This is a genomic window from Hymenobacter polaris, from assembly GCF_012927305.1.
Taxonomy (GTDB): domain Bacteria; phylum Bacteroidota; class Bacteroidia; order Cytophagales; family Hymenobacteraceae; genus Hymenobacter; species Hymenobacter polaris.
Genome location: NZ_JABBGH010000002.1, coordinates 50,079 through 65,418, shown reverse-complemented (window position 1 = coordinate 65,418; position 15,340 = coordinate 50,079). Strand labels below are relative to the sequence as shown.

Below are 15,340 nucleotides of genomic sequence, written 5' to 3'. Positions count from 1 at the left end.
GGGTGATGCCGGTTGACTGCTTCGCTTGGGTGGCCGGCGCGCGGCTACCCAACGGGTAGCTACCGGCGTTTATCTGACTTATAGATGGTGTTGTTCAGCAGCTTATCGGCCACGCCCTGAAATACCTTTTTGTCGATGCCTACCGCGAAGAGGATAGCCAGCACCAAGTATAACCCTGCCACGATACCAAAACCGGCCGAGGGGCTTTCGAGCGCCTGATTGAGCGCGAAGCCCAGGTAGATGGAGCCAAAAATGACGAACAGAAAACCCAGCATGGCCAGCGCCACACCGTGCACGGTAGCCACGAATATGCCCTTTACTTTCTCTTGGGTTTCAAGGCGTATCAGGTCGATGCGGGTATCGAGGTAGCCGGTGAGGTGGCCAATCATGCCTTCGGGGCGCGGATTTTTATCGTCAGTAATAAAAGCCATACGAGCAGAGAGGTTTTGCAAGTAAATTCGGTTGAGAAAAGCCCGACGGTGAACAACAGCCAGCCGGCTAGGGCGTTCTTTACGAAAAACCGCGGGCCAGGGCTAACTTTCAGTTGGCAGGGCTCAAAAATTACCCGGTGGTGAGCGAGAATTATTACCAAACGCTAGGGGTCATGGTGTCGGCGCCCGCCGCCGACATTAAGCGGGCGTACCGGCGCCTGGCTACCCAGCTGCACCCCGATAAGCACCAGGGCGACCCGCGCTACGAGGAGCGCTTCAAGGCCGTGGCCGTGGCCTACCGCGTGCTGTCGGACCCCGAGCGCCGCGCCCAGTACGACTATAAGCTGCGCCAGGCGGCGCTGGCCGAAGCGCATCGGCAAAGTGCCCAGGCCTACGCCGGCGCCGCGGCGCGGCCGGGCGCCGGTGGGCCTTCGGTGTATAGCGCGCCCACGCCCCCGCCGGCGGCCGCCCCGCCCCTGCGCACCCGCCGCCCGGCCGGCGCCCGCGAGCGCCACTACCAGCCCCGCACCACCCGCCAGCAAGTACGCTTCAACCGCCAGGACTTGTGGCTGGTGGTGGGCATCGTGGCGCTGCTGCTGCTGTTCGGAATTTCGGCCAAGATTGTGATGGACCGCGTGGCCGCCAGCACCAACTACGAGGATGCCCGCGCGGCCTATGGGCGCGGCAGCTGGGAGCTGGCTCGCCACTACCTCGACCAGTCGCTGGGCTTTCGCGACGACCAGGCGCCGGCTTTGCAGCTGCGCGGCCAGCTGGCCCAAGATGCCGAGCACGACCTGCCCGCCGCCCGCGCCGACTACGAGGCCGCCCTGGTGGCCAGCATCAACCCGCTGCCCCCGGCCGAGGTGGCCCGCACCCTGCTGCGTCTAGGCGAGTGCCAGGTGGGCCTGCACCTGCCTAGGGCCGCCGAGCACAGCTACAGCCGAGCCCTGCGCCTCGACACGACCCTGGCCGCCGCCTACCTGGCCCGCGGCGAAAACCGCCTGCTGGAGCTAGACCGCACCGCGCCCGCCCTGGCCGATTTGCAGCGCGGCCACCAGCAGTACCAAGCTGCCAACCGCCCCGTGCCCCTCCCCTACTTGCAGGCCGAAGGGGCCGCCCTGGTGCGCCTGGGCCGCTACCCCGAGGCGCGCGCAGTGTATGAGCAGGCCCTAGGGCGCAACGTAGGCGACGGGCGCACGCTGTACCTGCTGGGTCGCCTGGCCCAGCAAACCGCCGACTCGGTGAGTGCCTGCGAGTTTTTTCGGCGCGGGGCCGCCGCCGGGTACGGCTACGCGGCACAAGCGGCGGCCGAGTGCCGGTAGGGGTTAGCGCGGCCGCCTACCTGGCCGGCACCAGCGCGCCGGCCAGCGCCGCCGCAATCAGCTGGGCGTGGTGGCGGCCGTTCTCGATAAACCAGCGGCTGGTGGCCAGGCCGCCGCACACGGTGCCGGCGGCGTACACGCCGGGGCGGGCAGTCTCGTGCGTTTCGGGGTCGAAGACGATGGGCCGGGCGGGGTCGTTTTCGTCGAGCGGCAGGCCTAGGGCCTCCGTCAGCAGCGAATAGTCGGGCCGGTAGCCGGTGAGGGCGTACACGTAGTCGGCCGGGATGCTGCGCGGGCCCTCGGGCGTGAGCACTTCCACCGCGTGGGGCGTAATAGCCGCCACGGTGGTGTTGAAATACGCTTTGATGCGGCCCTCCTTAATGCGGTTGAGCAAGTCGGGCCGAATCCAGTACTTCACGCTTTCCGACACCTCGGGGCCGCGCACCACCAGCGTGACGCGGGCGCCGGCGCGGGCCAGCGCCAGGGCCGCCTTGGCCGACGAATTCTTGGCGCCCAATACCACCACGTCGCGGTCGGCGTGGGCGTAGGGCTCTTTGTAGTAGTGGTTTACGTGGGGTAACTCCTCGCCCGGTACCCCTAGGCGGTTGGGCACGTCGAAGAAGCCGGTGGCCACCACTACGGCGCGGGCCGCGATTTCGCCCTGGCTGGTTTCCACTACATAGTCGCCCGCCTGGCCGCGCAAGCCGGTTACGCGCTGGTAGAGGCGCAGGTCGAGCTTTTCGGCGGCAGCCACGCGCTGGTAGTAGTCGAGGGCATCTTCGCGGTGGGGCTTGTAGCTGGCCATCGGGAAGGGGTGGCCGCCAATTTCGAGCAGCTCGGGCGTCGAAAAAAACTCCATCTGAGTGGGGTAGCCCACCAGCGAGTTTACCAACGCCCCTTTCTCCACCACGGCCACCGACAGGCCCTGGCGCTGTATTTCAATGGCGCAGGCCAGCCCCACGGGGCCCGCCCCAATCACGACGGCATCTAGCTTATCAGTCATCAGTTATCGAGTATCAGTTATCAAGTAACTGCTTAACCAACGAGGGGCGCTTGAGTTGGGTTCTTTTTCAGACCTTTGCGGCGTCGGGACTGGCGGGAGCACCGCAAAAATGATAACTGATACCTATTGACTGCTAAATGACCAGCCAGCGCCACTGCGACTTGTGCGGAGCTACTGCCTTCCACGCCCTGCCTTTCTACTACCTCTTCGACGGGCAGCGCCTGCAGGGCACCCAGTGCGACAGCTGCAGCCTGACCTTTCTGGACCCGCAGCCCACACCCGCGCAGCTTGAGAAGCTGTACGGCAAGGAGTACTTCACGGAGCGCCCCAACTACGACCGCACCGAGAAGGACAAGACCTTTATTGAGGAAGGCAAGTCCTTGAATTTGAGTCAGGTCAAGGAAGATAAGTTCACCACCTACATGCAACAGCACTACCCCGGCCGCCGGTTTCGGTACTTAGAGGTAGGCTGCGGCCCCGGCTACACCCTTAAGAGCCTGCAAGCCCTAGGGTGGGAAACCCACGGCCTCGAAATCAGCGAGCACGCCGCCGACTATGCCCGCCGCGAGCTGCACCTGCCGGTGGTGACGGGCAACATCGAGACCACCGAGGACTTCCACGAAAACCAGTTCGACCTGGCCTACCTGGGCGACGTGCTGGAGCACCTGCTGTCGCCGGCCGCTGCCATCCGCAAGTTCGGGCGCATCCTCAGCCCCGGCGGGCTGCTGGTGCTGGCCCTGCCCAGCGTCACCAACTTGCCGAGCATGCGCTTAGGTTTTGCCGCCTACCGCGCCCTAGGGCGTCAGCGCCGCATGGACATTCCGCCCTATCACCTCTACGAGTTCACGCCCACCACCATCCGCAAGATGCTGGCCCAGAACGGCTTCTCGGTAGTGGACTTACAAAACCCAGTGAAGCCGCCCCAGCACATTCGCCTAGGGGGCAACCCGCTGGAGCAGGCTGCCAAGCTCGGCAGCCAGTACCCTACCTACTGGCTGAACAAGCTGACTGGCCGCTTCGGCGACCGCATGTTTGTAGTGGCTAAGAATGAGAAGGCGATTGGTTAGTTGGTTAGCAACAACTAAATAGGCGGTCATGCTGAGCTTGCCGAAGCATCTCTACCGGACGGTAATGCGCGGTAGAGATGCTTCGGCAAGCTCAGCATGACCGCCTATTAACTAGCGACCAGCAACTTAACCCTAGGGGTTCTTGCGCAGCACCTTCCAGGCGCCGGTGCTCCAGAGGGCCAGGCCGATGAGGACGGGCTGGAAGAAGAGGCGCATGAGGCGCTTCTGCTCGGTATCGAGGTTCAGGTCGGGGCGGTCGTGCTTGTACTGGGCCCAGTTGCCGGGGAAGATGGCCACGAAGAACGTAGCCAGCCCAAAGCCCAGGCGCACGCGGTTTTCGCCTTTCAGCAGCAGCATGCCCAGGCCGAGGCCCACTTCAACTACGCCCGAGGCCAGCACGGTAGAGTCCTTATCGAGGGGCACCCAGCTGGGCACTTGCGCTTTGAAACCTTTGCGCGCAAACGTCCAGTGGCCAATGCCGGCCCCGACCATGAACGTACCGAGCAGGTTACGGGCTGCATCTTGCGCCCCGGTGGTTTTACCTTCAAACATAACGTAAGGAGCGGGTGGAAAGGCCGCCGGCTATTCTTACGTCCTTCAACCACTTACGGATACGCAGGCCCCTGCTTAGCCAATAGCTTCCACCCGTATTTGCTTGTTATTGAAGACGGTTTGTGCGCCCGCGCGCAGCCCGGCCAGCGCCTGCATAAGCGGCGCGCTAGGCGACACGGCCAGAAACTCCTGGCCCGCGGCGGTGCGCAGGCGCCCCGCGGCCACGCTTACATAGAACACCCCTAGGCTGGTGGCCACGGCCGCGCCCAGGCGCACAGTGTCGGCTGGCAGGTCGGGGCTGAGCTTCTGCAAGGCCCCTAGGAGCTGCTGGGTTTCGTGCAGCTGGGCGGCTTGGCGTTCGCGCTCCTGGCTGGCCATCTCGCGGCCGGTTTCGTACTTGTCGCCGGCGCTGCTCTTGGTTTCGGAGTTGGCCGATTCCTGGGCGGCCTGCACGCCGGCCTGAGCCAGCGCCAGGCGCTCGCGCAAGGAAGCCAGGCAGGCGGCGTGCAGGGCGGATTTGGGGGGCAGAGGTAGACTCATTTTAGTTTTTTCAAGAGCAGCACCTGGCCGCCGCCAGCCGCCAGGGCTAGCGGCAGCGTAGTTTGGCGGCTTACGGCCAGCGTGGTTTTTAGGAGGTGGTTGGGCGCGGTAGCCACGTCGGGCGCATCAGCAAACAAAGTAGCCTCGTACTGGCCGGGGGGCAGGAAATCGAGCTTGAGCGCCAGCGTGCGGGCCTGGCTGCCGGTGAGCGCGCCCACGTACCAATCGGCGCCCTTGCGGCGGGCCACGCACACGTACTGCGCCACCTCGGCCAGCGGCGCGCGGGTTTCGTCCCACACCGTGGGCAGGGCCCGAATGAACTCGTAGCCCGGCTGGCCCTCGTAGGCGGCGGGGTAGTCGCACACCATGCCCAGGTAGCTTTCGAGCACCACGTACATGGCCAGCATGTGGCAGCGCGTGCCCACCATTAGCGGCCGCGTGTACTGGGGCCGAAACTGCGCCGGCGGCACCGCCCGGAAGCCGCCCAGGTGGTAGTCGGTGGGCCCGGCCAGCAGGCGCGTGAAGGGCATGTTGAGGTCGTGGTCGGGCGCCATGGCCGGGCCCCACTTGTTGTTTTCGTAGTTGAGAGTACCCTCGCGGGTCAGCTCGTTGGGGTAGGTGCGCGCGAGGCCGGTGGGCTTGGCCGCGCCGTGAAACTGGATGTGGATGTGGTGCTGGGCGGCCTTGCGCAGCATTTCCTCCTGCATGTTCACCATCTGCTGGTCGTCGCGGTCCATGAAGTCCACCATCATGCCCTGCACGCCCCAGGCCTCAAACTGCGCCAGCGCTTTATCGAGCTGGGCGTAGAAGGGCTGCCAGTGCACCCACACGCGCAGGCCCACGCCCTTGCTGCGGGCGTAGGCCCCTAGGCGTGCCATATCTAGCCCCGGCACGGGCTGGGTCACGTCGGTGTGGGGGCCGGGGGCGTAGCCCTCGCCGTCGTTCTGGTACCAGGCCGCGTTGCCGTAGCCGATAACCGAGTGGTAGTCAATGCCGTGCGCGGCGCAAAAGTCGATGTAGTACTGGTTGAACTCGAAGTTGCGGCCGGGCGGGAAAATGGTATCGGGCAGGATGTCGCCGTTCCACCAGTGGAAGTCACTCTTGCCCGGTTTTAGCCAGCTAAAGTCCAGGCTCGGCGGCTCGTTGAGGCTGGTGATGATGTTCGACTCGAGCAACCGGCCCACCTGCTGGCCCAGCAGCAGCACCCGCCAGGGCGAGCGGTGCGGCAGGGTGGCCTGCACTTTTACTTCGGTTTGGCCCGGCAGCGGCGAGAGGCGGCTGGTCAGCACCCCCTCGTGCGGGCTGAGGTACAGGGTGGCGTAGTCGCGCACGGCCGCTTCGGTGAGGGCCAGGTAGGGCCCGCCGGGGTACTCGGCCAGGGTGGGCAAGTCGAGCAGCGTGTCGGGCCGCACCTGCCCTAGGGGCAGCCGGCTGTAAAACCCCTCGTGCGAGGTGGTGTAGTTGGGCCGCTGCAGCGTGAGCAGCGTCGGGTTGCCAGCTAGCCGAAAGCTGGAGTTTTCGGCCGTCAGCTCGTAGCCCGCCCAGCCCGCCTGCGCCGGAAACTCGTAGCGAAATGCCAGCCCGTCGTCGTAGGCCCGCACCACCAGGTGCACCAGCCGCCTAGCCCCCGCGGGCTCCTGCAAGGCCAGGGTAAGCTGCCGGTAGTGGTTGCGCACCCGGCTGGCCTTGCCCACTGGCAGCGTGTAGTACTCATCCACCGCCGCGGGCTGGGCGGCCAGCACCCGCAGGCCCGCACCCCAGGCCCCGCCCTGCCGAAAAACCAACCCTAGGGTCGATTCTTCCACCACCCTTTTCCCGTGAAAGTCAACCGTATATACCGGCGCTTGCGGCGTGAGGCGGAAACGGTAGGTGAGCTGCCCATCGGGCGAGCGCAAAACGAGCGACTTCTGGGCGAAAGCGCTGAGGGCCAGCAGCCAGGCAGCTAGCAGTAGCAGGAGGCGGGTGGGCATGGGCAGGGCAGTTGGGTGCGGGTAAGGTACACCATCAGTAACTAGCCCGGTTCAACTCACCATTGGCTGCCACTTAATGTCGCAACCTATTCCCGCCTGAATCGGCCAGCTTAGTAGGTTGCGTCCTAGCTCCATAAGGGAGGAAACATCGGCGGCCAGCGAAAACGCGACGCGCTTTTCGGCCGGTGGCGTGGCTTTGTTGTCCATTACGATGCGTAGCGCCGTGTGGCCGGCCTGGTCGAGATAATAAGCCTGCAGCAGCAGGCATTCCAAGCGTGAATTGATGTCGTCGCCTTGCCCAAACGTCACCGTGGCTTGCGTATCAGTCGGAAAATTCAGCAACTGCTGGCCGAAAACCTGGAAGGTATCGGTGTAGCCAAAAAAGCTGATGGCACATCTAATATCCGGCGTCGCCACGGCCACCTTAAAGGTGCAGTAGTGACCTAGGTCAACTTCGCCGAAGAATTGGATAGTTGCGAGCATCTTTTACAGCTTATTTCATTTCGGCGGGTTGCTCGCCCCACTCAACCTTCGTCACCTGCTGCCCCTGCCACAGCAGCGCGGCCGCCTCACTGGTTTCGGGCAGGTCGTTGCTGTTCAGGTTCGTCAGTGCTAGGTTGGGGCCGTAGGTTATGGTAACCGGGTTGAAAGTATACAGGTCGTCGGCAAACAGCGGGTCTACAATCGTAATGCGCTGGCCGTCGATGGCCGCAAGGAAAGTCGTGCGGTGCCAATGCATTAGGTAGATGATGCGCTGCTGGTAGCGCAGCGCTCCGAATAGCTGCACCCGAAAAAAGTCGAAGACTTTCACCACTCCCGGCTCGGGCTGCCTAAAATTATACTGCCAGTCGGCCGCCGCCGTATTCTTAGTAGCGGCCAGAGGCAAGACTTCGGGGTCGGCAATGACGGCGCAGCGGGCATCTCCTTCCATGTGGCCTAGGGAAGCTAACAGCCGGTATTGCCCATCTTCCTGCCAGATACTGGTGGCGCAGGTGGCGCTCACGCAGTGGGTCTGGTTGGTTTGCTTGTTGTAGAAGTACGCCGTGCCGCCAAATTCTCCGCCGCAGGTGGCATAGGCCAGGTAGCGCGCATCCTCGTACAGCTTGGGCTGCTTGCCGAAAGGTACTGGCCGTTTACAAGGCTTCCAGCCACGCTTTTGGGGGTTGTAGGCGTAGTAGCCTTTGGCATTTTGCGCCACCAGCAGGCCCTCTATCAGCCAGTGCCGCTCCCATGTCCCATTATTCAGTTGTTGTTGCAATTGCTCATCGGGCGTAAAGTCGGCCAAGCGATAGCAACCGAACTTCCCGCTTCTGAACAGCGCTACCAAGCAGCCCTGAAATAATACTGAGTACGATACCGGGTAGCCGTGGCCGCGCAGCTGTACTACCCGGTGCGTCAGCCCTAGAGGCTTACCAAGCACCACTTCAAAGCGCAGCTCGCGCCGCTTGCCGCCGCTGGCGTAAGTACTGTCGCGGTGCAGCACTGGCGGGGCCGGCCACGGCAACTGGTTACCATGCCGGTCCACCTCGTCCTTGGCCAGTCGTTCCAGTAGCGGCCCATACTCGGCCGGCACGGTCATGGCCTGGCCGCGCACCGCAGCGGGTAGCCCTAGGGCCACCCCCAGCAGCCAGCCAAAGCAGTAATAGCGGGGCCGCGCAGGCGTAAAATGGAGCATAAGTAACTGGTTTAGGCAACAAGTGTAACAGGAATACGCCAGTTACCAGATGCTTCTTTTGCCTTTTTTCCACACGCTCGCTAGTGCGCCTTCAGCCAGTTGCTGCCAGTGCCTACTTCCACCTCCAGCGGCACGCCGTGGGGCAGCAGCAGGGCCTGGGTCATCAGTTCCTTGATTTTGGGCGTTACGTAGTCCACTTCCTCCTTCACGGCATCGAACACGAGTTCGTCGTGCACTTGCAGTATCATCTTGGTGCCGAGGCGCTCTTTTTCCAGCCAGTCGTGGATGTTTATCATGGCCTTCTTGATGATGTCGGCCGCGGTGCCCTGGATGGGGGCGTTGATGGCGTTGCGCTCGGTGTAGCCGCGCAGCGTGGCGTTGCGCGAGTTGATGTCGCGCAGGTAGCGGCGGCGCTTGAGCAGGGTTTCGGCGTATTCCAGCTCGCGGGCGCGGTTGATGCTGTCGTCCATGAACTGCTTGACGCTCGGAAACTCCTGGAAATACGTCTCGATAATGTCGGTGGCTTCCTTGCGGCTGATGCCAATGCGCTGAGCCAGGCCAAACGCCGAGATGCCGTAGATGATGCCGAAGTTCACGGTCTTGGCCTTGCGGCGCATCTCGCCGTCTACCTCCTCCAGCGGCACGTGGAAGACCTTGCTGGCGGTGCTGCGGTGCACGTCCTGCCCTAGGCGGAAGGCCTCAATCATGGTGGCGTCGCCCGAGAAGTCAGCCATAATGCGCAGCTCCACCTGCGAGTAGTCGGCGGCCAGCAGCAGGTGGTTGTCGTCGCGCGGCACGAAGGCCTTGCGGATTTCGCGGCCTTTTTCGGTGCGGATAGGGATGTTTTGCAGGTTGGGGTTAGTGCTGCTCAGGCGCCCGGTGGCCGTCACGGCCTGGTTGAAGCTGGTGTGCACGCGCCCGTCCTGGCACACAAGCTGCGGCAGAGCCTCCACGTAGGTCGAGCGCAGCTTGCTGAGCTGGCGGTACTCCAGGATGAGGCCCGCGATGGGGTAGTCGCCGGCCAGCTGGCTCAGCACCTCCTCGCCGGTGGCGTACTGCCCGGTTTTGGTTTTCTTGATGGTGCCGCGGCCCACCTGCATCTTGTCAAATAATACCTCGCCGAGCTGTTTGGGCGAGCCGATGTTGAACTCCTCACCGGCTTCCTTAAAAATCTGCGTTTCCAGGTCCTGTACGTAGCCTTGTAACTCGGCCGAGTACTCGCCCATCGCTTCCGAGTCGATGCGCACGCCAGCAAACTCCACGTCGGCCAGCACCGGCACCAGCGGGTTCTCTACCTCGTTGAGCAGCTCCAGCAGCCCTAGGCTTTTTAGCATGGGCTCGAAGACGTGGCGCAGCTGTAGGGTCACATCGGCGTCTTCGCAGGCGTAGTCGCTCACCTCATTGGGCGGCAGGTCGGCCATGGTTTTCTGGTTTTTGCCCTTGGGCCCGATGAGGTCGGTGATGGGCACCGGCGTGTAGTGCAGGTAGGTTTCGGCCAGCACGTCCATGTTGTGGCGCATGTCCGGTTCAATCAGGTAGTGCGCCAGCATGGTGTCGAAGAACGGCCCGTTCACCCGCACCTGGTAGTTCTTGAGAATCAGCAGGTCATATTTGATATTTTGCCCGATTTTCACGATGTTGCTCTCAAAAAACGGGCAAAACTCCTCCACCAGCGCCTGCGCCGTTTCGTCCTGCGGCACGGGCACGTAGTACGCCTCGCCCACGTGCCAGCTGAAGCTGAGGCCCACCAGCCGCGCCGTCATCGTGTTCAGCCCGGTGGTTTCGGTGTCGAAGCTCACCTCCTTTTGCTGCAGCAGGAACCCTAGGAGCGACTTGCGCAGCGCGGGCGTGTCCACCAGGTGGTAGTTGTGGGGCACGTCGGCCAGCGTTTTGGTGCTGCCATGGTACTCCTGGTGCGCCTCGCCGGGCGCAAACTCGCCGTTCTCGGCCGCAATAACCACTGCTGCGCTGCCTTCGCCAAACAGCGAGCCCTGGCCCGCCGGCGCTACTACTTTGGGCCGCCGCGCGCCGCGCCCCACCGGGCCGGCCGGCGCCGCCGGGCGGCTGCCCGCCACCTCGCCCCCTAGGATGCGCGCCGACAGCTGCCGAAACTCCAGCTCCTCGAACAGCGCCCGCAGCCGGTTGGCATCGGGCGCTTCCATCACCAGCTTGTCGGGCTCAAACTCGATGGGCACGTTCACGTGAATCGTGGCCAGCTCCTTGCTTAGCAGCCCCTGCTCGGCGAAGTTGCGCACGTTTTCCTGCTGCTTGCCCTTGAGTTGGTCGGAGTTGGCAATCAGGTTCTCTACCGAGCCAAACCGCTGAATCAGCGTCTTGGCCGTCTTCTCGCCGATGCCCGGAATACCCGGAATGTTATCGCTCGCGTCGCCCTGCAAGCCCAATATGTCCACTACCTGCTCCACCCGCTCTACCTCGAAGCGCGCCAGCACGTGCGCCACGTCGAGCACCTCGGCCGCGTTGCCCATAAAGGCCGGCCGATAAATCTTGATGTGCTCGGTCACCAGTTGGCAGTAGTCCTTGTCGGGCGTCATCATAAACACCTCGAATCCTTCGCGCTCGGCCTGCTGCGCCAGCGTGCCAATCACGTCGTCGGCCTCGTAGCCCTTCATCAGCAAAATCGGGATGTGAAAGCCCTCGAGTATCTGCTTGATGTACGGGATGGCAATGCCAATGTCCTCGGGCATGGCCTGGCGGTTGGCCTTGTAGTTTTCGTCCTTCTCATGCCGAAACGTCTTGCCCGCGTCGAAGCACACGCCGATGTGGGTAGGTTGCTCCTTTTGCAGCACCTCTACCAGCGTGTTCGTGAAGCCCAGCACCGCCCCCGTGTTCATGCCCTTCGAGTTCACCCTAGGGTTCTTGGCGAAGGCAAAGTGCGAGCGGTAAATCAGGGCAAAGGCGTCGAGCAGAAAGAGCTTCTTGGCGGGGGCAGCAGTGGGTTCAGACATGGTAAGGCAAAGTACGGGCTAGCGGCCCTAGGGGTACAACCACAACAAAAAAGCCGGGAGTTTCCGTCCGGCTTTTTAGGTTATAGTTTAGTGCGTCATGCTCATCTAGCGTCCGCCTGTCGAAGCATCTCTACCGAACACTAATTGCGCGGCAGAGATGCTTCGACAAGCGGACGCTAGATGAGCATGACGTTCTTTCTGTATTTCTTACCTCCTACCCCCCAATTTGCTTGGCCTTGTAGCCCTCCTTCAGTAGCACTTCCAGCACCTTGGCGCGGAAGTCACCCTGCACCACTATCTCGCCGTCTTTGGCGCTGCCGCCCACGCCGCACTTGGTTTTGAGCAGCTTGCCGAGGGTTTGCAAGTCCTCGTCGCGGCCCACGAAGCCGGTGACGAGCGTGACTTGCTTGCCGCCGCGCTGCTTCTTGTCGAGCTGCACGCGCAGCTGCTGCTGCTGCTGGGGCGGCAGCGTGGTAGCCTCAGCGGCGTCGTTGGTTTGGTAGCTAAAATCGGGGTTGGTGGAATACACCACGCCCTGGCGGCCGGCGGCATTTTTCATTGGGGCAGGGTTTACACGAGTTGGGGGGCTAGGGCGGCGGCAATACCGTCCCAGAGGGCCACGCGGGCGGCCATGCCCTGGGCGGCTACTTCGGTAGCCTGCTGCCAGCGGGCGGAGTCGCTGCCGCAGAGGTCGCGCACCATCTGCTGGGCCAGCGGCGCGTGGTTGTCCTCGTCCAGCTCAATGTGGCGGTTGAGGTAGTAGATGAACGTACTTAGCTGGTCGGGGAAGCGCGCGCCCAGGTCGGCTACTAGGTTGCGAAACATGTCGGGTATCACATCCTCGCGCCCAAAGGTGAAGGCGGCGGCCACCAGGTGCGGCTGCCCACTGGCAACGACGCTGAACGTGTGCTTCACAAACTCTTGCACGGCCACGGGCGCCTCGGCGGCAGCCAGGGCGGCGGGCACGCTAGCTCCTTCGGCCAGGGCCGCCAGCAGGCGCTCGGCGGGGGCGGGGTCGGCGCCGGCCTCGCGCATGGCGCGCAGGTACAGCTCGAAGTGGCTGGTGGCCTGGCCCTCGGGGTCCACGTCGGTTTCCTCTTCCAGCACAATCTCGTTGATGAGGCGGCGGGTGGCGGGGCTGCCCACCGGCACCCACGGCAGGGTGGTGCAGGTGAGGTCGCGCTGCAGGGCCTTGAGCAGCGACATAAAATCCCACACCGCGAAGACGTGGTATTCCATAAAGGTGCGCAAATCGGCCAGCGTCTGAATGCGGCCATACATGGGGTGGCTCACCATACGCTGGCGGGCCGGCTGCAGCTCGGCTTGCAGCGCCGCGCTAAAATCGGGATTCACGTTGTCGGGGTTCATAAAGAAAGAGAGGCCTAGGCTGGCTGATAACCACCAAGCGGGCGGATTCGCTTCCGGGCAGTTCAAAAAAGCCGGAGTAGCTTACGAGGCTTCGGCCCGGCCGGATTGCCCTAGGCCTGCCCCAGTTGCCTATATGGCCACTTCTAGGGCCAGCGGCAGCAGGGCTACCTCAAACTCGGTGGCGTGGCCCAGGTAGTCGCCGTCGGCGTGGCAGCCTACGGGGGCGGCGGTGCGCACGCTGGCGTGGCGCACGTGGCGGTAGGCGGCGCCGCCGGTGCGCGGCAGCGTACCCAGGGCCATGCCCAGCACCACCCGGGCAGCTCGCCAGGGTGGCAGCGCGTTCATCAGGCACATGTCGAGCAGGCCGTCGCGCAGGTCGGCCTGGGGCGCGATGTAGGCGTTGTTGCCGTACTGCGAGGCGTTGGCGAAAGCCAGCACGTAGCCGGGCGTGGCCAGCAACTCTTGCTCGGCCAGCACCAGCATGGGCACCGGCTCAAAGGTCTGGTACTCGCGCACCGTCACGCGCAGGTAGGTACCCAGGCCCCGGGTGCCGGCCTGGGCAAATACCTCGCTCACCCGCGCATCAAACCCTAGGCCCGCCGTGCAGAAAAAAGGCCGCCCGTTGATAGTCCCCACGTCGATGCGGCTGAAGCTGGGGTGTCGCAGCCGCCGCAGCGCCGCCTTCAGGTTGAGGGGCACGCGCAGGTGCCGGGCCAGCCCATTGCCCGAGCCGCGGGGCACGATGCCCAGGGCGGTGGCCGGCTGGTGCAGCAGGCCCTGGCCCACCTCGTTCACAGTGCCGTCGCCGCCCACGGCCACCACCACGCGGCAGCCCGCCGCCGCCGCCGCCCGCGCCAGCTCGGTCGCGTGGCCCGGCCCGTTGGTGGGGCGCAGCACGTAGTCGCCCTGGGCCGGCGTGCCCAGCTGCTGGTGCAGCAAAGCCGCAAAGTCGTTGCGCCGGCCCGTGCCCGCCGTGGGGTTATAAATAAAGCAAGTATGCGCCATAGGGGTAGTGACTAGTGACTAACTACTAGTGACTAATGAGCAAACAGTAAGTTGGAAACGGCTAGTAGCAACCGCATAGCCGTCCTTTTTAAAAGAACAAATGTCGCTCCGGCAAGCCCCAGGGCCCACCAGAACGACATTCGTCACTAGTCACTAGTCACTAGTAGTTAGTCACTAATATCCTAGCCAGCCATTTTCTCGCCCAGCTTCTGGATGAGGTCGGCGGTGCGGGTCGAGTAGCCAAACTCGTTGTCGTACCAGCCCACTACTTTGGCCAGCGTGCCGTTGCTGGAAGTCAGCTGCGAGTCGAAGATGCACGAGTGGGGGTTGCCCACGATGTCAATGCTTACCAGCGGGTCGGTGCTAAACTCCAGGATGCCTTTCAGCGGGCCCTCGGCAGCAGCCTTAATGGCGGCGTTGATTTCGTCTTTCGACACTTCCTTCTTCAGAATTACCGTCAGGTCGGTGGTCGAGCCGTCCGGCACGGGCACGCGCATGGCAATGCCGTCGAGCTTGCCCTTGAGCTGGGGTAGCACCAGGCCCACGGCCTTGGCGGCGCCGGTGCTGGTGGGGATGATGCTCAGGGCGGCGGCGCGGGCGCGGCGCAGGTCCTTGTGGGGCGCGTCCTGCAGGTTCTGGTCCGAGGTGTAGGCGTGCACCGTGGTGATGTAGCCCTTCTCAATGCCAAAAGCATCGTCGAGCACTTTGGCCATGGGGGCCAGGCAGTTGGTGGTGCAGCTAGCGTTCGAGATGATAGTCTCGTCGCCGGTCAGGGTGTCCTCGTTCACGCCGAGCACCACCGTGGGGATGTTGCCGGTGGCGGGGGCCGAAATCACCACTTTCTTGGCGCCGGCCGTGAGGTGTTGGCCTGCGCCGGCCTCGTCCACGAAGCGGCCGGTGCTTTCGAGCACCACGTCGATGCCCATCTTGCCCCAGGGCAGCAGCTTGGGGTCGCGCTCGGCCAGGGCCTCAATGCGCTGGCCGTTCACGGTCAGGCTGTGGTCGTCGTAGCTCACGGTGCCATCGAAGCGGCCGTGCACCGAGTCATATTTTAGCAGGTGGGCCAGAGTTTTGTTGTCGGTCAGGTCGTTGATGGCCACGACTTCCACGTTGTCGCGCCCCAGCAGGGCCCGAAACGTGAGGCGGCCGATGCGGCCAAATCCATTAATGGCGACTTTAATTTTTGCCATGATAAGGGGGGAGATGGAAGTTGGGCGGGTCACCGCGGTGGCCCAATGAATTACGCGGGCGAAGGTACGGGCTAGGGCGGCTTTTCGGGCGGGTGGTTGCGCCGACGGCCAGATGCTATTTCCTGGCTTCCGGCAGCCCGCCCGCCCCGGAGCCGGTAATTTTTACCTTGAAAATCAACTTCCTGCCCCTTTTGTTTGCCTTTTTTGCTTGTCTACCCTTGTAAAAAAAACTGCTCGCCGTATCTTTGCCC

At 63.6% G+C, this 15,340-nt stretch carries 14 protein-coding genes; 2 read left to right on the top strand and 12 right to left on the bottom strand.

All coding sequences use genetic code 11. The features are described 5' to 3' along the window. Positions 1-59: 59 nt before the first annotated feature. Entirely contained in the window at positions 60-431 is a 372-nt protein-coding gene (locus HHL22_RS10715; RefSeq protein WP_169531159.1) for a phage holin family protein, read from the bottom strand. A 113-nt stretch (positions 432-544) separates the two neighbouring features. Here HHL22_RS10715 and HHL22_RS10710 point away from each other — a divergent pair, with 113 nt between their 5' ends. After that, a complete protein-coding gene (locus tag HHL22_RS10710; RefSeq protein ID WP_206680718.1) occupies positions 545-1,753 on the top strand; it encodes a J domain-containing protein in 1,209 nt (402 codons plus the stop codon). A gap of 16 nt (positions 1,754-1,769) precedes the next feature. Here the strand turns inward: HHL22_RS10710 and HHL22_RS10705 are convergent, their stop codons facing one another. Continuing rightward, positions 1,770-2,756 (bottom strand): YpdA family putative bacillithiol disulfide reductase, encoded by a 987-nt coding sequence (locus HHL22_RS10705; RefSeq protein WP_169531157.1) that lies wholly within the window; start codon positions 2,754-2,756, stop codon positions 1,770-1,772. A 137-nt stretch (positions 2,757-2,893) separates the two neighbouring features. On the opposite strand from HHL22_RS10705, the gene HHL22_RS10700 reads away from it, so the two are divergent. Then, on the top strand, positions 2,894-3,823 hold the full coding sequence (locus HHL22_RS10700) for a class I SAM-dependent methyltransferase (RefSeq protein ID WP_169531155.1): 930 nt from the start codon (positions 2,894-2,896) through the stop codon (positions 3,821-3,823). A gap of 132 nt (positions 3,824-3,955) precedes the next feature. Here the strand turns inward: HHL22_RS10700 and HHL22_RS10695 are convergent, their stop codons facing one another. The 10 genes from HHL22_RS10695 to gap all read right to left on the bottom strand — a co-directional run bounded on the left by HHL22_RS10695 (position 3,956) and on the right by gap (position 15,089). Continuing rightward, positions 3,956-4,375 (bottom strand): DoxX family protein, encoded by a 420-nt coding sequence (locus tag HHL22_RS10695; RefSeq protein ID WP_169531153.1) that lies wholly within the window; start codon positions 4,373-4,375, stop codon positions 3,956-3,958. Positions 4,376-4,450: 75 nt separating this feature from the next. Continuing rightward, complete coding sequence (locus HHL22_RS10690; RefSeq protein ID WP_169531152.1) at positions 4,451-4,915, bottom strand: 3-oxoacyl-ACP synthase; 465 nt, start codon at positions 4,913-4,915, stop codon at positions 4,451-4,453. Then, on the bottom strand, positions 4,912-6,885 hold the full coding sequence (locus HHL22_RS10685) for a glycoside hydrolase family 97 protein (RefSeq protein ID WP_169531150.1): 1,974 nt from the start codon (positions 6,883-6,885) through the stop codon (positions 4,912-4,914). The genes HHL22_RS10690 and HHL22_RS10685 overlap by 4 nt, the downstream gene beginning before the upstream one ends. Positions 6,886-6,936: 51 nt before the next feature. Beyond that, positions 6,937-7,368 (bottom strand): hypothetical protein, encoded by a 432-nt coding sequence (locus HHL22_RS10680; protein WP_169531148.1) that lies wholly within the window; start codon positions 7,366-7,368, stop codon positions 6,937-6,939. Between the two features lie 10 nt (positions 7,369-7,378). Next, on the bottom strand, positions 7,379-8,560 hold the full coding sequence (locus HHL22_RS10675) for a hypothetical protein (protein WP_169531147.1): 1,182 nt from the start codon (positions 8,558-8,560) through the stop codon (positions 7,379-7,381). An 80-nt stretch (positions 8,561-8,640) separates the two neighbouring features. Then, entirely contained in the window at positions 8,641-11,526 is a 2,886-nt protein-coding gene (gene polA / locus HHL22_RS10670; protein ID WP_169531146.1) for a DNA polymerase I, read from the bottom strand. 214 nt (positions 11,527-11,740) lie between these two features. Next, complete coding sequence (locus HHL22_RS10665; RefSeq protein ID WP_169531144.1) at positions 11,741-12,085, bottom strand: translation initiation factor; 345 nt, start codon at positions 12,083-12,085, stop codon at positions 11,741-11,743. Positions 12,086-12,096: 11 nt separating this feature from the next. Further along, entirely contained in the window at positions 12,097-12,894 is a 798-nt protein-coding gene (locus HHL22_RS10660; protein ID WP_169531142.1) for a DUF3050 domain-containing protein, read from the bottom strand. Positions 12,895-13,023: 129 nt separating this feature from the next. Continuing rightward, positions 13,024-13,899 carry a diacylglycerol/lipid kinase family protein gene (locus HHL22_RS10655; RefSeq protein ID WP_169531140.1) on the bottom strand — a complete coding sequence of 292 codons (876 nt, stop codon included), beginning with the start codon at positions 13,897-13,899 and terminating at the stop codon, positions 13,024-13,026. A 182-nt stretch (positions 13,900-14,081) separates the two neighbouring features. Beyond that, positions 14,082-15,089, bottom strand: coding sequence for a type I glyceraldehyde-3-phosphate dehydrogenase (gene gap, locus HHL22_RS10650; protein ID WP_169531138.1), 1,008 nt, complete (start codon positions 15,087-15,089; stop codon positions 14,082-14,084). Positions 15,090-15,340 lie beyond the last annotated feature (251 nt).